Annotated in this window: 17 protein-coding genes; 10 read left to right on the top strand and 7 right to left on the bottom strand. The window is 70.7% G+C overall.

What is annotated here, in order from left to right:
- Nucleotides 1-2: 2 nt before the first annotated feature.
- Nucleotides 3-1,004 (bottom strand): TerC family protein, encoded by a 1,002-nt coding sequence (locus tag JJ691_RS49110; RefSeq protein WP_211766217.1) that lies wholly within the window; start codon nt 1,002-1,004, stop codon nt 3-5.
- A gap of 263 nt (nt 1,005-1,267) precedes the next feature.
- Here JJ691_RS49110 and JJ691_RS49105 point away from each other — a divergent pair, with 263 nt between their 5' ends.
- The 3 genes from JJ691_RS49105 (at nt 1,268) to JJ691_RS49095 (ending at nt 5,266) form a co-directional block, all read left to right on the top strand.
- Entirely contained in the window at nt 1,268-1,576 is a 309-nt protein-coding gene (locus JJ691_RS49105; RefSeq protein WP_211766216.1) for an antibiotic biosynthesis monooxygenase family protein, read from the top strand.
- 62 nt (nt 1,577-1,638) lie between these two features.
- Entirely contained in the window at nt 1,639-4,329 is a 2,691-nt protein-coding gene (locus tag JJ691_RS49100) for an alpha/beta fold hydrolase (protein ID WP_211772220.1), read from the top strand.
- 1 nt (nt 4,330) lies between these two features.
- On the top strand, nt 4,331-5,266 hold the full coding sequence (locus JJ691_RS49095) for an ABC transporter permease (protein ID WP_211766215.1): 936 nt from the start codon (nt 4,331-4,333) through the stop codon (nt 5,264-5,266).
- Between the two features lie 8 nt (nt 5,267-5,274).
- Here JJ691_RS49095 and JJ691_RS49090 read toward each other — a convergent pair whose 3' ends face one another.
- Nucleotides 5,275-6,183 carry an EamA family transporter gene (locus JJ691_RS49090; protein ID WP_211766214.1) on the bottom strand — a complete coding sequence of 303 codons (909 nt, stop codon included), beginning with the start codon at nt 6,181-6,183 and terminating at the stop codon, nt 5,275-5,277.
- 100 nt (nt 6,184-6,283) lie between these two features.
- On the opposite strand from JJ691_RS49090, the gene JJ691_RS49085 reads away from it, so the two are divergent.
- The gene (locus tag JJ691_RS49085) at nt 6,284-7,828 is read left to right on the top strand and encodes an alpha/beta hydrolase (RefSeq protein WP_249227526.1); all 1,545 of its coding nucleotides are present in this window, start codon (nt 6,284-6,286) and stop codon (nt 7,826-7,828) included.
- Between the two features lie 299 nt (nt 7,829-8,127).
- Here JJ691_RS49085 and JJ691_RS49080 read toward each other — a convergent pair whose 3' ends face one another.
- The 4 genes from JJ691_RS49080 to JJ691_RS49065 form a co-directional block, all read right to left on the bottom strand.
- Complete coding sequence (locus JJ691_RS49080) at nt 8,128-8,814, bottom strand: DUF6319 family protein (protein ID WP_211766213.1); 687 nt, start codon at nt 8,812-8,814, stop codon at nt 8,128-8,130.
- A 170-nt stretch (nt 8,815-8,984) separates the two neighbouring features.
- On the bottom strand, nt 8,985-9,179 hold the full coding sequence (locus JJ691_RS49075; protein ID WP_211766212.1) for a hypothetical protein: 195 nt from the start codon (nt 9,177-9,179) through the stop codon (nt 8,985-8,987).
- A 214-nt stretch (nt 9,180-9,393) separates the two neighbouring features.
- Nucleotides 9,394-10,389 (bottom strand): non-homologous end-joining DNA ligase, encoded by a 996-nt coding sequence (gene ligD, locus JJ691_RS49070; RefSeq protein ID WP_211766211.1) that lies wholly within the window; start codon nt 10,387-10,389, stop codon nt 9,394-9,396.
- A 12-nt stretch (nt 10,390-10,401) separates the two neighbouring features.
- Nucleotides 10,402-11,040, bottom strand: coding sequence for a TetR/AcrR family transcriptional regulator (locus JJ691_RS49065; protein WP_211766210.1), 639 nt, complete (start codon nt 11,038-11,040; stop codon nt 10,402-10,404).
- Nucleotides 11,041-11,098: 58 nt separating this feature from the next.
- Here JJ691_RS49065 and JJ691_RS49060 point away from each other — a divergent pair, with 58 nt between their 5' ends.
- The 6 genes from JJ691_RS49060 to JJ691_RS49035 all read left to right on the top strand — a co-directional run bounded on the left by JJ691_RS49060 (nt 11,099) and on the right by JJ691_RS49035 (nt 16,449).
- Nucleotides 11,099-12,268, top strand: a complete 1,170-nt coding sequence (locus JJ691_RS49060; protein ID WP_211766209.1) for an acyl-CoA dehydrogenase family protein — start codon at nt 11,099-11,101, stop codon at nt 12,266-12,268.
- On the top strand, nt 12,265-13,095 hold the full coding sequence (locus JJ691_RS49055) for a MaoC family dehydratase (RefSeq protein ID WP_211766208.1): 831 nt from the start codon (nt 12,265-12,267) through the stop codon (nt 13,093-13,095). Before JJ691_RS49060 ends, JJ691_RS49055 begins: the two co-directional genes overlap by 4 nt.
- Nucleotides 13,096-13,314: 219 nt before the next feature.
- Complete coding sequence (locus JJ691_RS49050) at nt 13,315-13,740, top strand: hypothetical protein (protein ID WP_211766207.1); 426 nt, start codon at nt 13,315-13,317, stop codon at nt 13,738-13,740.
- A gap of 10 nt (nt 13,741-13,750) precedes the next feature.
- Nucleotides 13,751-14,389: a DUF3558 domain-containing protein gene (locus JJ691_RS49045; protein WP_211766206.1), complete on the top strand. Its 639-nt coding sequence runs from the start codon at nt 13,751-13,753 to the stop codon at nt 14,387-14,389.
- Between the two features lie 140 nt (nt 14,390-14,529).
- Nucleotides 14,530-15,657, top strand: a complete 1,128-nt coding sequence (locus tag JJ691_RS49040; RefSeq protein ID WP_211766205.1) for a hypothetical protein — start codon at nt 14,530-14,532, stop codon at nt 15,655-15,657.
- A 33-nt stretch (nt 15,658-15,690) separates the two neighbouring features.
- On the top strand, nt 15,691-16,449 hold the full coding sequence (locus JJ691_RS49035; RefSeq protein ID WP_211766204.1) for an ESX secretion-associated protein EspG: 759 nt from the start codon (nt 15,691-15,693) through the stop codon (nt 16,447-16,449).
- A 47-nt stretch (nt 16,450-16,496) separates the two neighbouring features.
- Here JJ691_RS49035 and JJ691_RS49030 read toward each other — a convergent pair whose 3' ends face one another.
- On the bottom strand, nt 16,497-18,614 hold the full coding sequence (locus JJ691_RS49030; RefSeq protein ID WP_211766203.1) for a hypothetical protein: 2,118 nt from the start codon (nt 18,612-18,614) through the stop codon (nt 16,497-16,499).
- Nucleotides 18,615-18,626 lie beyond the last annotated feature (12 nt).

Genomic DNA, 18,626 nt, shown 5'->3' with positions numbered 1-18,626 from the left:
CCTTACGCCGCCTCGGTGTTGGGCTCCGGCTTCCGGCTGAAGTGGGTCTTGATCAGGCTGGCCACCGTGGTCACCGCCAACACGCCGCCGATCACCGCCAGCGAGGTGCCGGTGCCGATCTCCCACACCGGCAGGCCCTCGCCGCCGTTGAGGAACGGCAGCTCGTTGTCGTGCAGGGCCTCCAGGATCAGCTTCAGGCCGATGAAGCCGAGCAGCACCGACAGCCCGATCGGCAGGTACACCAGCCGGTCCAGCAGGCCGCCGATGAGGAAGTACAGCTGGCGCAGGCCCATCAGCGCGAAGGCGTTGGCGGTGAACACCAGGTAGGGCTCCTTGGTGAGCCCGAAGATGGCCGGGATGGAGTCCAGCGCGAACAGCAGGTCGGTGGTGCCGATGGCGATCATCACGATCAGCATCGGGGTGACCATCCGGCGGCCGTTGTGCCGGACGAAGGACTTGGCGCCGTGGTAGCTGTCGGTGACCGGCAGGACCTTGCGGGAGATCCTGATCATCAGGTTCTCCTTGTACTCGTCGTCCTCGTGGGACTGGCCCTGGGAGCGGGCCATCTGCACGGCGGTGTAGATGAGGAACGCGCCGAACAGGTAGAAGACCGCGCTGAACTGGCTGATCACCACCGCGCCGACGCCGATGAACAGGCCGCGCATCACCAGCGCCAGCACCACGCCGACCAGCAGCACCCGGTGCTGGTGGATCTTCGGCACGGCGAACGCGGTCATGATGATCACGAAGACGAACAGGTTGTCCACCGACAGCGAGTACTCGGTGAGATAGCCGGCGATGAACTCGCCGGCCGGGGCCGACCCGGCGAACCACCACAGCCCGGCCGCGAAGGCCAGCGCGCACAGCACGTAGAACACGACCCAGCGGGCCGCCTCGCCGACCTTCACCGCGTGCGGGTGGCTGTCCACGATGATCAGGTCGAGGGCGAGCAGGGCGGCCAGTCCGCCGAGGGTGGCGATCCACAACCACAGTGGGACGATCATCTCTTTACCTCCGGTCCAGGGCATGCGCCACCGACCGGAGGTCTCTTCCGCAGACACCGAGACCGATGTCCACCGGCGGAACCGGGTGCTCCTCGTCGAACACCGTGCTGACGACGCCGCCGCGGGGGAATACTCCCCTCCAACGTCACACATTGTCCCCTATGACCACTGTCCGAGGCCAGCCAGGGCGCGGAACATCACAGCCAGCCACCTGCGACACAACCCGTGACCACATGTCTGCGAGGGCATGACACGATTCCCCCGTGATCCTCACGATCGCGGAGATCCACGTGCGGGCGGGCTGCGGTGCTGCCTTCGTCGCCGCCTCGCGCGGCGCGATCGCGCACATCCTGGCCAGCCCGGGCTGCCGGTCGGCCAAGCTGACCCGCAGCGTCGAGGATCCGTGCCGCTACCTGGTGATCACCGAGTGGGACTCGCTCGAGGCCCACACTCAGCAGTTCTACTACTCCGAGCATCTCGCGAACTGGCGCAGCGCGGTCAGCGAGTACTTCGACGACCCGCCGATGGTGGAGCACGTCAGCGAGGTGCTGGACGCCCGAGGAGACTCTTGACCAGCCGCAAATGGCCCGCGGTGGGGCTGGTGGTCCTGCTGCTGCTCGCCGTCGCCGGCGTGATGTGGGTCAACCGGCCGGCCCCGACCCCGACGGTCACGTCCCGGGACGTGCTGATCGACGTGGTCGACGGCCCGGACGGCGCCAAGCAGCCGATCCAGCTGGACGCCACCTTCTCCGTGCCGGAGACCACGCCCGCCCCGGCGGTGATCGTGTCGCCCGGCTTCGGCCAGACCAAGGCCGACCTGGTCGACGACGCGACCGACCTGGCCCGGCGCGGGTTCGCGGTGCTGGCCTACTCGGCCCGCGGCTTCGGCCGCAGCACCGGCCAGATCGCCCTGAACTCCCCCGACTACGAGGTCGAGGACGCCGACCAGCTGGTGCTGTGGCTGTCCCGGCAGCCCGAGGTGCAGCAGGACAAGCAGGACGACCCGCGGGTCGGCATCACCGGCGGCTCCTACGGCGGCGCGCTGGCCCTGATGGCCGCCGGCCTGGACAAGCAGAAGAAGATCGACGCGATCGCCCCGCTGATCACGTACAACGACCTCTCGACCGCCCTGCTGCCCAACGCGGCCAGCACGGCCTCGATCGGCGCCTCGACGCCGGCCGCGGGCGTCGAGGGCGACGACGGCGTGTTCAAGAAGGTGTGGGCCGGCAACCTGTTCGGCTCGGCACTGTCCGGCGTCCGGCCGGGGCCGGCGACCAGCGCGTGCGGGCGGTTCACCCAGGAGGTGTGCGACGCCTACACCCGGGTCGCCACCACCGGCCGGGCCGACCAGGCGACCGTGGACCTGCTGCGGCGCGACTCGCCGGTCAGCGTGGCCGACCAGATCACCGCGCCGACGCTGCTGGTGCAGGGCGAGCAGGACACCCTGTTCGGGCTGGACCAGGCCGACGCCACCGCCCGGCAGCTGGCCCGCAACGGCGTGCCGGTCAAGGTGTCCTGGTATCCGGGCGGCCACGACGGCGGGCCGCCGACCGACGCCGTGCGGTCCGAGGTGGCCGACTGGTTCACGTACTACCTGATGGGCGGCAAGTCCCCCAACCCCGGCACCGGCTTCTCCTACGACGTGCAGGGCACGATCCGGGCCCGCGGCGCGCCGACGCTGCGCACGGTCGCCGCCCCGGCCTACCCGGGCCTGCACAACGACGCCACCACCCGGCAGAAGGTGGCCCTGGCCGGGCCCCAGCAGCAGGTGGTCACGCCGCCGGGCGGCAGCCCGGCGTCCATCAGCAGCCTGCCGGGGGTGGGCACAGCGCTGCTCGGCGGCTCGTCGACGGCCTCGAGCCTGGCCGGCAACCTGGCCATCGACCTGCCCGGGCAGTCGGCGGTGTTCACCAGCGAGCCGCTGGGATCGTCGCTGACCATCGCCGGCACCACCTTCACCACGCTGCGCATCACCGGCGTCGGCGGGGGCGACACGGTGCTGTTCGCCAAGCTCTACGACGTCGGCCCGGACGGTCGGCGGACGCTGCCAGGGGCGGCGGTCGCTCCGTTCCGCGTGCAGCTGCCGGCCGACGGCTCGTCGGTGGACGTGAACGTCAGCCTGGCCGGGGTGGTGCGGCCGGTGGCCGCCGGGCATCGGCTGCAGCTGGTCGTCACCGCGACCGACCAGGCGTACGCGAACGAGACCACGCCGTCGGTGCGGACGGTCGCGCTCGCCGGCCCGATGGGGCTGGAGGTGCCGGTCGTCACCGGCGCCACCGCTTCGAGCAGCGGCATCCCGGCCGGCCCGGTGATCGGCATCGCGATCATCCTGGGGCTGGCGGTGCTGGCCGCGATCGTCGCCGCGCTGCGCCGGCGCGGCGGTGACGACGCCGACCCGGAGCTGGCCGACGTGCCGCTGGTGATCACCGGCCTGACCAAGTCGTACCCGGGCCGGCTGACCGCCGTGCGGGAGCTGTCGTTCCGGGTGGAGCACGGGCAGGTCCTCGGCCTGCTCGGCCCCAACGGCGCTGGCAAGACCACCACCCTGCGCATGTTGATGGGCCTGGTCCGGCCCACCGACGGCGAGATCCGGGTGTTCGGGCACCGGGTGCGGGCCGGCGCGCCGGTGCTGTCCCGGATCGGGTCGTTCGTGGAGGGCGCGGGCTTCCTGCCGCACCTGTCCGGCGCGGCCAACCTGGAGCTGTACTGGGCGGCGACCGGCCGGCCGCCGGAAGAAGCCCACCTGGAGCAGGCGCTGGAGATCGCCGGCCTCGGCGACGCGGTCCGCCGCCGGGTCCGCACCTACAGCCAGGGCATGCGGCAGCGGCTGGCCATCGCCCAGGCCATGCTCGGCCTGCCGGACCTGCTGGTGCTCGACGAGCCGACCAACGGGCTGGACCCGCCCCAGATCCACCAGATGCGCGACGTGCTGCGGCGGTACGCGGCGACCGGGCGGACCGTGGTGGTGTCCAGCCACCTGCTGTCCGAGGTCGAGCAGTCGTGCAGCCACGTCGTGGTGATGCACAAGGGCCGGCTGGTCGCGGCGGGTGCCGTCAACGACATCGTGGCCGGCGGCGGCGAGGCGACGTTCCGGGTCGACCGGGTCACCGACGCCGCCCGGGTGCTGCGCGACCTGAACGGCACCACCGGGGTCACCTCGGACGGCCAGCTGGTGCACGCCGACCTGGGCTCGACGGCCCGGTCGGCGGCGGTGGACGCGCTGGTCCGGGCGGGCATCGCGGTCGAGCAGGCGGGGCCGCGGCGGCGGCTGGAGGACGTGTTCCTGCGGCTGGTGGAGACCGGCGACAGCAGCGGAGGAAGCTGACATGGCCGACGAGCATGGGGTGCACACCGATCCGGCGGCGATCGCCGACCTGGTCGCCGCGGCCGAGACCGAGCACGCCCAGGTCCGGGCCGACGGCTCGGTCGCCGGCTACCGGGGTTCCCGCACGCTGCGGCTCGGCGTCGAGCTGCGCCGCCAACTGCGGCGGCGGCGCACCCAGTTCGCGCTGGGCTTCCTCGCGGTGCTGCCGTTCCTGCTGCTCATCGCGTTCAAGGCGGCCCCCAGCCAGGGCACCTCGAGGTCGGCGTCGTCGGCGTTCGTGGACCTGGCCACCTCCAGCGGCCTGAACTTCGCCGTCTTCGCGCTGTTCGCGTCGGCCAGCTTCCTGCTGGTGGTGGTGATCGCCCTGTTCTTCGGCGACACCGTGGCCAGCGAGGCGTCCTGGTCGAGCCTGAAGTACCTGCTGGCCGTCCCGGTGCCGAGGGGCCGGCTGCTGCGGCAGAAGGCCGTGGTGTCCGGGATCCTGTCGGTGTCGGGGCTGGTCGTGCTGCCGGCGATGGCGCTGGTGGTCGGCCTGATCTGGTACGGCAGCGGCGACCTGATCAGCACCACCGGCGAGTCCCTGGCCTTCGGCACCGGGATCGCCCGGCTGGCCATCGCCGTCGCCTATCTGGCCGTGTACCTGATCTGGATCGCCGGGCTGGCGCTGCTGCTGTCGGTGTCCACCGACGCCCCGCTGGGAGCGGTCGGCGGGGCGGTGATGGTGTCGATCGTGTCGCAGATCCTCGACTCCATCACCGCCCTCGGCGACCTGCGCGACTACCTGCCCACCCACTACGCGACGGCGTGGTCCGACCTGCTCAGCTCGGACGTCGACTGGGGCGACATGGTCCGCGGCTCGTTCTCGTCGCTGGCCTACGGCGCGGTGTTCGCGGTGCTGGCCGCGCGGCGGTTCGCCCGCAAGGACATCACGTCCTGACGCCGGCGCTAGCGTTTGCGGGCCAGGTAGGTGGCGCCGGCTGAGGCGGTGACCACGCACATGATGGCCAGCCACTGGGCCGGCCGCAGGCTCTCGCCGAGCACGAGCACGCCGGCCAGCGCGGCCACCGCCGGCTCCACGCTCATCAGCACGCCGAACAGGCGCGGCGGGATCTTGCGCAGCGCCTCCAGCTCCAGCGAGTACGGGATCACCGAGGACAGCAGGGCCACTCCGAGGCCGATGAGCAGGATGGTCGGGTTGAGCACCGACGAGCCGGCCTCGGCCACCCCGAACGGGGCGATCACCAGCGCGCCGACGGCCATGCCGATGGCCAGGCCCGAGCCGCCGGCGGTGTGCTCGCCCAGCTTGGCCCCGAGCAGGATGTAGCCGGCCCAGCACAGGGCCGCGGCCAGCGCGAACAGGATGCCCGGCAGCGAGGCGCCGCCGCCGAGGTCGGCCAGCAGGGCCACGCCGGCGGCGGCCAGCAGCGCCCACAGCACGTCCAGCCACCGGCGGGAGCCGGCCAGCGCGATCGACAGCGGCCCCAGGAACTCGATGGTCACCGCGATGCCCAGGGGTAACCGCTGCAGCGCCTCGTAGAAGGCGAGGTTCATCAGCCCCAGCACGGCGCCGTAGCCGAGCACGACCAGCCACTGCCGCCGGGACAGCCGCAGGCTGGGCCGCCACACCGCCAGCAGCACCACGGCGGCGAAGGCCAGCCGCACCCCGGCCGCGCCGGCCGCCCCGACCACCGGGAACAGGCCTTTGGCCAGGGCCGCGCCGAACTGGACGCTGATGATGCCGCCCAGCAGCAGACCGGTGGGCGGCACCGAGCCGAGCAGGCGGCCGGCGATCTCCCCCAGGCCACGCCGTCGGGGCAGCCGACCAGGGGTTCCGTCCACATAGACCATGACCATGCCTACAAAATAGGTGTGGGGACTGACAGTCCCGCTCACCGGAGCCTCACCCGGCCCGTGCGAGGCTGGTTTCGACCGAGATGAGAGCGAGGAGCCGCTGTTGCCGCGCCATCCCCAGTCTGGCCGGTCGCTCGGCGTGCTGGTCCCCGTCCTGCTGTTGACGGTCAGCGCCTGCGCGGTCGGCCCGTCGGTGCGCCCGGTGATCGCGGTCAACGACGGCGGCCAGACCAGCACCGGCAGCGCGCCCGCCCCGGCCGGCCAGCTGCCGCAGCTCGACAAGCCGCAGAACCCGTCGATCGCCTGGTCGGACTGCACGTCGGCGACCAAGCAGCGGATGCCGGAGACGGCCACGCCGCTGTCGTTCCAGTGCGGGCGGATCACCACCCCGCTGGACTCCCCCGACCAGCCCGGCATCGGCGACGTCTCGATCGCCGTGCTCAAGGCCGGCACCGGCCCGATCCCGCTGGCCGTGGTCAACGACGCGACCGGCGTGCCGGGCACGCTGTACGCGGCCCAGCTGGCCGCGAAGCTGCCGGCCGCGCTGCTCCAGACGTTCTCCCTGGTCGGCATGGACCGTCGTGGCACCGGCGCCTCCGACCCGGCCCAGTGCGTGCCGGGCTCGGCGCGGGCCCAGATCGTCGGCTACGACCCGAACGACAGCCAGCTCGACGACCTGCTGGCCGCGGCCAAGCGGGCCAGCCAGGAATGCGTGCTGGAGCTGGACGACCGGCTGCAGGCGCTGGACAGCTGGCGCACCGCCGAGGACCTCGACCAGTTGCGCGGCGCGCTGGGCGTGGACCGGCTCAACGCGATCGGGCACGGCGAGGGGTCGCGGGTGCTGACGCTGTACGCCGACCGGTACGGCAGCCACACCGGCCGGTTCGTGCTGGACGGCTCGCCCGACCCGATCCTGGACGCGCCGAGCGCGGCGCAGGCCGGGGCGATGGGCGCGGAGGCGACGTTCGACGCGTTCGCGACGGCGTGCCGGACCCGCGGCTGCTCACTCGGCGCGGACCCCAAACGGGCGCTGCTCTCGCTGCTGGACAAGCTGCGGCAGCACCCGAAGACCAGCCAGCTGTCGGCCGGCGAGGCCCTGCACGCGGTGCTGATGGGGCTGGCCGACCGGAGCGCCTGGCCGGCGCTGGGCGACGCGATCACCGCGGCCCTGGCCGGCACCATGGACCCGCTGAGCCAGTTCGTGGCGCCGCTGTCGACCGTGGTGGACGGCAACCCGCCACTGCTGGACACGCAGCTGATCACCGGCTGCAACGACGTGCAGACGCGGCTGCCTCCGGAGCAGATCAGCAGCATGGTGTCGGACTGGTCGAAGAAGGCCCCGCTGTTCGGCGGCCTGTTCGCGCAGCAGCTGCTGCTGTGCACCTCGTGGCCGGTGCCGGCGCAGCAGCTGCCGACCCCGAGCGGGCACAACGCGCCGCCGATCCTGGTGCTGAGCACCGCCGACGACCCGGTCACGCCGGAGGACGGCACTCAGCGCACCGCGCGCCAGCTCGCCTCGGGCGTGCTGGTGAGCTGGGAGGGCGGCGGGCACGGCGCTCTGGTGCAGTCGCCGTGCGCCACCGCCGCTGCGCAGCACTTCCTGGTCGACGCCCAGATCCCGACGGACGGCACCGCCTGCCCGCCGTGAGCGCCGATCCCCTGTCAGCTACAGCTGGAGCAGCATCCGCAGCCGGGGCCCGTGCAGCTTCCGCAGCAGCTGCAGCCACCCAGCTCAGGCGTCTTGTCGTCCATGAGGACCTCCCCGTAAATCGAACGGACCAGCAGGGATGACGTTATTTCCGGGCGCGGGCCCGGGAACACCGCTACGCGAGCGACCCATGGCTCACTCGAACGCGTAGCGCGATCGATTCACGGATAGCGATACGTGACCGAAAAAGAGTGGGGACTCCCCGAAAGGAATCCCCACTCTGTGCTATGGCCGTGGAATCAGCCGGCCAGCTCCTCGAGAGCCTTCTGCGCCGCCTCCAGCTCGGCGCGCAGCTGCTCGACCTTGGCGGTCTGCTGCTCGCGGGCCTGTTCGAGGATCGACTCGATGGACTCGGCCACCTCGGGGTGCAGGGCCTTCGCGGCCTGCCCGACGACGGCCGGCGTGACCGGCAGCGCCCGCAGGGCCTTCTTCTTGGCCGCGACCACGTCCACGGTCCAGTCGCCGTCGATGCTGCCGCTGATGGTGATGACCACGTCGGCGACGCGGGTCTTCTTGGCGGTGCTCGCCGCCGGGCGCGGCTTCTTGACCGGCGCCTCCTCCACGGCGGCGGTGTCGCCCGCGGCGACCTCCTCGGGCGTCTCGGTGGTGGTGTTCTCGATCTCCGACATTCTCTGCTCCATGGAGGGACGGGATACCGCTGGTGGGCCTGCTGGCGAACGCTTGCGTCCGGGCCGTTCGAGCGTCAGCTCGCCCGGCGAGAAGGACAGCTCATCGTGCGAGCCGGCCGGTCGGACCTGGATGAAGTCGCCTTCGACCGGGTCGTTGAGCCCGACCACCCTGGCCGAGCGGCCCGCCTCGACCCCGACCGCGTCGGCGGTGAACCACACGGTGGGCTCGCGGCCCCGGACGAGCTCGTCACGAAGGTGCTCGACGTCCTCGTCGGACAGCGAGCCTGGTTGCGCCATCTCAATTCTCCTCGATGCGTGCAGGGCTGGGCACCGGGGTGGCACACACCGTGACGACACGCGGCCGGCATGCTGCCGCCCGGCAACCTAGCAGTAGGGGCGGGCACCCCTGGGTCGGCTCCGTCCGGAAGGCGAGGCCGACGTTAGCACACGTGTTCGAAGACCTGCGATTATGACTCGCGCAGCCGGTACTCCCAGCCGAACTGGTCGGAGTGGTGCAGGTCGTAGTGGTGCTCGATCTTGGGCCCGTCGTGCAGGTGCACGTGGGTGATCGTCGGCCGGGCCTCGTCGATCGGCCGGCTCCAGATCTCCTCGCGGCCGTCGAGCGGGCCGCCGACGAAGCGGGCCACATACGGAATCGTCACGGCCGGCCCTCCTCGCGGCTCGTCGGGTTTGTCCCCCGCTCCATGGTAAACGGCCGACACCGTGTTGGAGAGGGCGATCACACTGACGTCTCAACACAATTTCCCCGCAGGTCATCGCCTGGAACGACGATGTTCCCCACTGTCAAGGGACGAGACGGACATGATACGCCTTCGTCCGCGCTTATTGTCCACAAAGGAATTGCAAGGCGGTGATTCAGTCCGAGCGGGCCTTGCTCGGCTGCACCCGCTTCGGTTCTCCGGCCATCTTCGGGTAATCCGGCGGATAGGGCATCTCGCCCCGGTCGTCGGCCGCGTACCAGTCCAGCAGCGTCTCGAGGCCGTGTGCCGCGTCGTCGATGCCCGCCAGCGCGTCGCCGTGCTCGGCCAGCCAGCCCGGCGCGGTCAGCACGTCGAAGTCGTTCGGGTCGATGCTCGGCAGGTTCTCCCAGGTCAGCGGCATCGACACCGTCGCGCGCGGGGTGCCCCGCACCGACCAGGCCGAGGCGATCGTGCGATCCCGGGCCGCCTGGTTGTAGTCGAGGAACACCCGCTCGCCGCGCTCCTCCTTCCACCAGGCCGTCGTCGCCCGGTCGGGGATCCGCCGCTCCACCTCGCGGCCCAGCGCGATCACCGCGTGCCGGACGTCGATGAAGTCCCACTCCGGGCGGATCCGGGCCAGCACGTGGATGCCGCGCCCGCCCGAGGTCTTCGGAAAGGATCGGATGCCCAGCTCGTCGAGGACCTCCCTGAGGACCAGCGCCACCCGCACCGCGTCCGCGAAGTCCGTGCCCGGCTGCGGATCCAGGTCGATGCGCAACTCGTCCGGGTGGTCGACGTCCGGCCGCCGCACCGGCCACGGGTGGAAGTCGAAGGTGCCCAGATTCGCCGCCCAGGCCAGCACCGCCGGCTCCGTCGGACACACCTCGTCGGCCGTGCGCCCCGAGGGGAAGGTGATCTTCGCCGTCTGCACCCACTCCGGCGCGCCCTTGGGGATTCGCTTGGCGTAGAAGGCTTCCCCGGTCACACCGTCCACATAGCGCTTGAGCGTGGTCGGGCGCTCACCGATGGCCCGCAACAGCGGCTCCGCCACCGCCAGGTAGTACTCCACCACCTGTCGCTTGGTGATGCCGCGCTCCGGGAAGTACACCTTGCTCGGGCTCGACACCCGGACGGTGCGCTCGCCCACCTGCAACTCGATCGCCTCGGCCACCGCAGCACGATCTCACGGCTCAGGCGATTTCACGACCGCTCCGTGCTTCGCGTCCAGCGTCGCCAGCAGCGCCTCCAGGGCCAACTCGAAGCTGTCGTTGTCCACCGCCTCCGCGTGCTGCCGCAACAGGTGCGCCTGGTTCAGATGCGGGTACCGCTCCACGTACAGCTGGGCGTCGTCGGAAAAGCCGGCGGCGAAGGAACTCGTGGCGGCGCCGATGACGACGTACTTCACGGCCGCGCCGATCATCGTCGCCTCCCGGGGCGGCCAGCCGGCGCCGACCAGGCCGCCGTGGACGGCGTCGGCCATGCGCAGGGAGGCGTCACGGCGCTCGGGGCCGCGGGCGACGAACGGAACCATGTTGGGGTGCTCGGCCAGCACCGCCCGGTAGGAGCGGGCCCAGCGGACCAGGCCCTCGCGCCAGCCGTCGGTGAAGCCGCCGACGTCGACCCGGCTGATGATCTCGTTGGCCACGTCGTTGAGCAGGTCCTCCTTGGTGGCCACGTGGCTGTACAGGGACGCGGCCTGCACGCCGAGCCCGGCCGCCAGCTTGCGCATGGACAGCGCGTCCATGCCGTCGCGGTCGACCAGCGCCAGCGCCGCCGCGCGGATGCGCGCCGGGCTGAGGATCGGGGTGTGCGGTCTTGGCATCGGCACCTCCTGGGCGTACATTAAAACTAACAGTGTTCGGTTTAGACAGGGGACTGGCGTGGACTTCTCACTCAGCGACGAGCAGCGGGAGATCAGGGACTGGGTGCGCACCTTCGTGCGCAAGGAGGTCATGCCGCTGGAGCCCGAGGTGCTGCGGCGGGAACGCGCCGGGCAGCCGGGTCTGGACGCCGAGGAGCTCCGCGCACTGCAGCTCAAGGCCAAGGAAGCCGGATTCTGGGGTGTGCTGACGCCCGAGGAGTACGGCGGCATGGGCCTGGACGCCGTCACCGCCGCCCTGATCGAGGCCGAGCTGGGCCGCTCCTTCGTGCCGTTCTCGTTGGGCGGCAAGGCCGACAACATCCTCTTCCACGCCAACGCCGAGCAGCGGGAGCGCTACCTGCTGCCGACCATCGCCGGCGACCGCAAGTCGTGCTTCGCGATCACCGAGCCCGGCGCCGGCTCGGACGCCCGCAACATCCGCACCACGGCCCGCAAGGACGGCGCCGAGTGGGTGATCAACGGCGAGAAGACGTTCATCACCGGCGGCAACGAGGCCGACTTCGTGATGGTCTTCGCCGTCACGGACAAGGACAAAGGAGCCGACGGCGGCGTCACCTGCTTCCTGGCCGACCGGGACATGGGCTGGAAGTCCGAGTACATCGACACCATGGGCGAGTGGGGCCCGGCCGCACTGATCTTCGAAGACGTGCGGGTGCCCGAGGAGAACATCCTGGGCGAGGTCGGGCAGGGCTTCCGGCTGGCCATGCAGTGGATCGGGCAGGGCCGCTACCTGCTGCCGGCGCGGGCCATCGGCGCCACCGAGCGGCTGGTCGAGATGGCCATCGAGCAGGCCAAGACCCGGGTCACCTTCGGGCAGCCCATCGCCGAGCGGCAGGCCATCCAGTGGATGCTGGCCGACTCCGCCGTGGAGATCGAGGCCCTGCGCTGGCTGGTGCTGCACGCCGCGTGGCAGGTCGACCAGGGCGTGGACTCCCGGCAGGCCCAGTCCATGGCCAAGCTGTACGGCGGCGTCAAGGCCAACGAGATCGTCGACCGGGTGCTGCAGATCCACGGCGGCATGGGCTACACCCGTGAGCTGCCCGTCGAGCGGTGGTACCGGGAGCTGCGGCTGCTGCGCATCTACGAGGGCACCGACGAGATCCAGCGCCGGACCATCGCCCGCAACCTGCTCAAGGGGCACGCCAAGGTCGGCGGCTACCTCGGGTGATCGACTTCGGCATCCTGGGCCGCGTCGAAGGTCCGTGGCGCAAGTCGTGGACCTCCGACGACGCCCTGCGTTACGCCGTCGGCGTCGGCGCCTCGGAACTGGCCTTCGCCACCGAGAACTCCACCGGCGTCGCCCAGCAGGCGTTGCCCACGATGGCGTTGGCGCTGACCCATTTCACCGAGCCCGAGCAGGTCTTCGGCGACGTCGACAAGTCACTGATCCTGCACGCCGAACAGTCCCTGACGCTACACCGGCCGCTGCCCGTGGCCGGTTCCGTCGAAGTTCGCCGTCAGGTCACCGACATCTTCGACAAGGGCTCCGGTGCGCTCATCGTCAGCCGGGTCGACGCCATCGACGCCTCGTCCGGCGAGCCCGCCTTTTCCGCCGTGTCATCGGCTTTCCTCCGTGGCGAGGGCGGTTTCGGCGGTTCCCGGGGCCCTTCTTCCCGGGTGTCCACACCGGACCGCTCCCCCGATTCCCGTTCGGAATTCGCCACCGCCGCGAACCAGGCGTTGGTCTATCGCCTCTCCGGCGACCGCAATCCCCTGCACAGCGACCCCGTTTTCGCCGCCCAGGGTGGTTTGAAGCGGCCCATCCTGCACGGGCTGTGCACCTACGGCATCACCTGCCGACTGCTCATCGGCGCCTTCGCCGCCGGCGACGCCCATCGGGTGACCGGCATGTCCGGTCGCTTCACCGCCCCCGTCATTCCCGGTGACATGCTGGTGGTCGAGGCTTGGCGGGACCTGGACGACATCGCCTTCCGCACCAGCACCGCCGGCGGGACCGTCGTCATCGACGGCGGGCTGCTGTCGCTGACCCGGTGAGGTTCGTCTCGTATCCACACGCTCCCTCGGCGCTCCCTGCTGGTGATTACGGCCTGGCTGGGTGATTTCGCACCTCACCCCGTGCGCGGACCGCTACCATCGATCTGCGCTGCGTCACCTCTGGGGAACCGATATTCGGTGACCGGCGTCGGAGTTCCGGTGGCCGGCGAGTCGTCGCCACCGTCACTCCGCTGGGGTGCTGCGGCACGAGGGGAAGAGATGGGCGACCAGGCAAACGGGCAGGCGCAGACGCCGCCACACGCGGTGAAGGGCGTGGGCCGCAGCGAAGCGGTCCAGGCCCTCGCCAACCACGTCTTCGGCGGGCTGCCACCCTCCGGCGGCAAGTTCACCATGGCCCCCGACCAGCTCAACGACACCATCAAGCAGTGGAACGACCTGCTCGATCAACTGCAAACAGATGCCCGTAGAGGCCAAGGCATGGTGGGTCTAAGCGCTGCTGGAAGTCCGCTCGACCAGGTTGGACAGGCTTTTGTCAACGCCGCGAACGCGTCCGGCATCGCTTACCTCAAGGCCAACAAGGCTCAGCAGGACTTCGTCACCGAGTACATCACCAAGTTGACGGCGGTACGAGACGGTCACGTGCAAGCCGACCAAGACGGTGCCGACCACCTCAAGAAGGCGTGAGGAATTGCCAGTGCGTCACCACACCTTGAAGATCGGCCTCGTCGCCACGACGGCGGCGCTCGCGGTGGTCACAGCCGCGTGCTCGACGCCGACTGTCAGTGGCACGCCGACGCCGCAGTCCGGCAGCGCGCCAGCCGACGGCAAGTTGCCTTCTGGCGCACCGCACGTGGCGAACCCGCTCGACACAACGCGAGCCCAGGCCGCACCGTGCAGCGTGTTGACCCAAGCACAGATCTCGTCGCTCGGAATTGTCGCTACCGGCAAACCGGATGATTCCGTGAACGGCCCAGCTTGCGATTGGCACGACACTTCAGCGGTTCCTACACCCATCAGCGTCGGCAGCGGGTTCATTTCCAAGAGCACCGGCGGCCTAAGCTCACTGTACGTCCAGGCCGAATCGCTCAAGAAGAACGGCGGATACTTCGAGCCGATTGACCCGATCCAAGGGTATCCAGTTGTGCTGTACTCCCTGGTCGATGATCGAAAGGCTAAGTTGAATGCCGTATGCAATCTAGGGGTTGGCGTGAGTGACGCGTTGCAGTTCACCGTTACCGTCAGTGTCACAAATCCCTCGCAACAGCATGACCCGTGCACGATCGCCAAGACGGCCGCCGACATGGAGATCACGACCATCAAGGGAGGGGCGTAATGGGTGGACTAGGGCCGGGTGACATCCACAGCGCCCTGACGCAGGGGCCGGGTACCAGCAGTTTTCAAGATGCGCGGGCGGCCTCTACTTCGCTGGCGCAGAGCCATCAGGACCGTGAGAACCAGGCTTTGGCGTTGGTCATGAAGATGGGTGCGGCGTGGACGGGGGATGCGTCGGAGGCGGCGCGGGCCGGAGCTGCCCCGTTGTTGCAGGCGTTTCGGGACGGGCAGCAGGCGTTGAGCACTCATCAGGATCTGATGGGGCGGCAGACGGACTCGTTCGGGGTGGCCAAGACGAGTGTGCACGACGTGCCGAACGAGCCGCCGTCGGCGTCGTTCGGGGACATGGTGAGCGACGTGAGCGGGGTGAGCGTGTTCACCGGGGGCGGCTACCTGAACAAGCTGCAGGACTGGTCGGACAAGGCCAACGCCAACGTCGCGGCGTACGGCAGCTACGCGAACGCCAGCACGTACAACCAGAGCAACATGCCGCACGAGTACGGCGACCCGAGTGGATCGGCCTCGGACGTCGCGGTGGCCCAGCAGCAGCCGGGGCCGGGCGGCCATGGTCCGGGCGGCACGGGCGAGATCAGCGGACCCGGTGGCACAGGAAGCACGACGCACCCGGCCTCGCACTACAGCGGCGGCCCGGGCCCATCGGCGTGGACGCCGTCCGATGTCGGCAACCCGGGACCGGGAACGGGCGGACTGCCGAGCCCGGGCGGTACTCCGGGCTACGGGAGCGGACCGACGAACACCCAGGGCTGGCCGGGCGCACCGTCCGCGCCGGGCACCGGTGCCGGCGGCTGGCCGACGCCCGGTAGCGGTGGCCAGGGCTGGGGCTCTGGAGGCGCCAGCGGCGGCTTCCCGGGAACGGGTGGCGTGCCGTTCGGCATGCCCGGAGGCGGCGGGTTCGACGGCGGAACGGCCGGTGGTGGCACGGGAGGCGGGGGTGCACGAGGCCTCCGAGCCGGCGGCATGGCCGGAACGGGAGCTGGTGGCGCGGCGGCGGCCGAGAGCCAGACGGGCCCCGGGGCCCGCGCCGGCGCGGGCGGTCCCGGCGGGAGCGGTCCGGGCGCGGCGATGGCGGCGGGCAGGCCGGGAGCGCCTGGGGCGCCGGGCGCCGGCGGCATGGCCGGCGGCGGTCGGGGCGGCCGGAAGGAGGAGGACCAGGAGCACACGTCGGCGGCCTACCTGGAGGACGACTACTCCGACGAGCTCATCGGCGAACTCCCCCGCACCGCGCCAACGGTGATCGGCCTGGACTGACGACCACAAGATCGGAACCAACTGGGGGTTGGCGTGCTACGAGAGCGCGTCGAGTTGTCCATGGACGCGCTGAGGGCGTTCTGGCGCTGGGAAGGCCACGACCGCATGCCGGCGGTGCTGGTGTCCACAGTGGAATGGCTGGACGAGGACGGCCGCCGCGAGGCCGACCGGCGGGTGTTGGCCGAGCTGGCCGACCGGGGCCTGCTCGCCGGCGGCACGGTGGCCAAGGAGGTGCGCGCCACCTTCCACACGCTGACCCGGCCCGAGATCGAGGTGTTCGGCTGGATCAGCACTCCACAGAGGACCCTGGGCGTGCTGGCCGCGGGCAGCGGCGGGGAGGCAGTGCTGATGGTGCGCTCGGGTGACACGGCCCAGGTGTCGCCGGTGCGCCCCGACGACGTGGCCGAGGTGGTGGTCGCGCAACTCCCGGCGGTGCAGCCCGCCCACGGCCGATCGGTGAACGTGTCCGAGACGGACTTCACCGGGGCGCAAGCCGACAGCGAAGAGGGATTCGGCGGATTCGGCAACCAGCACGAGTCGCCCGACACGAGGGCGTTGAAAGCCTTGTTCAAGCAGCCGGTGCTGGGCATCAGCCAGTTCTGGACGTCGGCCCGCGGCGCCGACGGGCGGCTCCGGCGAGCGGAAACCCCGATCACCGTGCGGGACACGGCCGAGGGCCGCTGGCTCACGCAGACCACGACGGCGTCCGGTCGGCGCTGGGTGATCGCCGCCCCGGCCGGCCCGCAACTGGTGACGAGCAAGCTGTACGAAGTGTTGCGCGGCCTCGGCTGAGCCCGCAGGCCGCTGACCGGTGTGCCACCACGGCCAGCTGACGCTACTCACCGTCGTTCGGTGGGGGCCGCATCCTCGGGTTCGGCCAAGCGTTCCTGCAGGCGAGCGTGCCGAAACTGATACACGCCACCAGCCTGTCGCAGCACGCCGCGCCGGTGCGCGTCGACGAGGAAACCCGTCAAGCGCCACGGCAGACGATTTCGCAACGCCAGCCATGACCGATGGAGCTGGAAAACGCCCCAGGCCCTTGAGAGCACGGCGAGGTAGCCGACCGTCGACGCGAATGCCACACCGTACGCGAGGCCAAGCGCCACTTTGTTCGTTATGGGCCCGCCGTAGGCGGAGGCGGCGGTAAGCCCCGACACGACGCCGGCGGCGACTCCGTACACGACGCCGGCCATCCTCCCGTACTGCAGGTTGGCCAGGATGCCGATCCCTGTCGCCGTGCCCAGGCCGGCCAGCACCGCCTGGATGGTGTCCAGTTCGAGATCGGGTGTGAACGCGTAGACCAAGCCGGCGAGGAACCCGAAGTCCACCCCCAGCACGACGCCGAACGTGACGGCGGCCCGGCGTTCATGTCTCAGCGTGATGGCCGGGGACGACACCTTCGTGGCATCGGTCGGGACGCTCCACCACGCGTGGGAGGCGAGCGTGCACCCGCCCACCAACCCGGTCACGGAGGCGATCGCGTAATCCAGCCCGAAGGCACACCCCAGCACGAAGTGGACGGCAAAGCCCACCATGAACCGGGCGACGAAACGTTTCGCGGTACCCCGGAACCTCAGTTCGGCGTGCGAGGGTCGAGGCGTGTGACCGAGGACGTGCCCCACGCCGACAGCCACGCCGGCCCCGACGCCGTAGGCTACGGCGCCGATCCACCCATCAGCGACGAATCCCGCGGCAGCGGCGATCAGGCCGGAGGAGAGCCCGGCGAGCAGCCCCTGGGTCCTCGGCCGCACCGCCTTGGCCAGTTCCCACCACGCCAGGTCGCGCGTGTCGAGCCCGTTCAGGTGGCACGCAAGGAATCTCAGCCACTCGCGGGCCTGTTCCAGTCGATACCGCCGCTCGGGTTGCTGCGAATACGCCGCCGTGACAAAGGAATCCAGCAGATGTCGCTCCACCGCGGCCTGGCTGGCGAACCTGGCGGTGTCGAGCAGCTCACGCGGATCGGTGGCGGTGGGCGTGTACACCTTGCGGGCCAACGCGACCATCAGGGGACTGGCCAGCGCCCGCGCCAGCGGCACGTCGGGCTCGGCCCGGATCGCCGCCAGCACCGGCCGCCAGCGGCGTGGCGCCGACGGCCCCGCGGAGCACAGAAACCGCCTGGCCTCAACAAGACCCACCGGCTCGATCTCCAACACCAACGCCCGACTCAAGGCGAGGCCGCCTCGTTCGACCGCCGCGGCGTACTCGTCGGTCCGGCAGGTCAACACCAGGGGATGACCACCGCTGACCACACGGTCGACGGCGTCGATCGCGGCGACGTGCAGCGCCACCGGTATCTCGTCCAGGCCGTCGATGACCGGCACGATCCACCCCTCGGTGACCAGCCTGGTCGCGGCCCCCGGCCCGTAGGTGGACTCGTCCCCCAGCGCCGGGTATTCGTCAAGCAGTCGGCGAACCAGCCAGCTGTGGACGTGCTCATCGGGATTCCAGGACGACGCCGACAACAGCACCGGCACCGGCTCACCCGCCACGGGATTGTCGAGCAACGCCAAAACGAACAGCAACGCCAGCACCGTCTTGCCGGCGCCCGGCTCGCCGAGTATCACCAGCTGACGGGCCGGCAGCGCGCGGAACACCTCGACCAGATCGCGCCAGTCACCCTGTGTCCGCAGCACGGAGTTGTCGCCTTCACCCAGCACCGTCGCGAGATCGGCGGACACTTCCCGATCCGTCACCGACCATCGCACGCGCAACGGCTCCGGCCGCCGCAACGAACGCCAGCCCGCTTCCTCGGTCCATTGGTGACGGACCGCCTCCGCCAGCGCCTTGGCCGCTAGCGCCAGCGGATCGGTGTCGTCCTCCCGTGCACGGCCGTGCACATGCAGGTGCACAGCGCCAATCGTGCCGGCCTGTATCACGTTGTCCGCGGTGCCGGCGAACTCGTTGCGCACTTCGGGCCGGCCACGATCACCGTCGTCGTCAGAAGAGCGTTGCCCCACCGCTCCCCCTCG

It is taken from the genome of Kutzneria sp. CA-103260, from assembly GCF_018263855.1.
In the GTDB taxonomy this organism is placed as follows: domain Bacteria; phylum Actinomycetota; class Actinomycetes; order Mycobacteriales; family Pseudonocardiaceae; genus Kutzneria.
This window is presented reverse-complemented; position numbering and strand designations above follow the sequence as displayed.

Excerpts from the sequence above, each read along its gene's own strand:
- JJ691_RS49110 (WP_211766217.1), bottom strand. The coding sequence starts at position 1,004 with ATGATCGTCCCACTGTGGTTGTGGATCGCCACCCTCGGCGGACTGGCC.
- JJ691_RS49100 (WP_211772220.1), top strand. The coding sequence starts at position 1,639 with ATGTGGGTCAACCGGCCGGCCCCGACCCCGACGGTCACGTCCCGGGAC.
- JJ691_RS49095 (WP_211766215.1), top strand. The coding sequence starts at position 4,331 with ATGGCCGACGAGCATGGGGTGCACACCGATCCGGCGGCGATCGCCGAC.
- JJ691_RS49090 (WP_211766214.1), bottom strand. The coding sequence starts at position 6,183 with ATGGTCATGGTCTATGTGGACGGAACCCCTGGTCGGCTGCCCCGACGG.
- JJ691_RS49080 (WP_211766213.1), bottom strand. The coding sequence starts at position 8,814 with ATGGCGCAACCAGGCTCGCTGTCCGACGAGGACGTCGAGCACCTTCGT.
- JJ691_RS49065 (WP_211766210.1), bottom strand. The coding sequence starts at position 11,040 with ATGCCAAGACCGCACACCCCGATCCTCAGCCCGGCGCGCATCCGCGCG.
- JJ691_RS49050 (WP_211766207.1), top strand. The coding sequence starts at position 13,315 with ATGGGCGACCAGGCAAACGGGCAGGCGCAGACGCCGCCACACGCGGTG.
- JJ691_RS49040 (WP_211766205.1), top strand. The coding sequence starts at position 14,530 with ATGAAGATGGGTGCGGCGTGGACGGGGGATGCGTCGGAGGCGGCGCGG.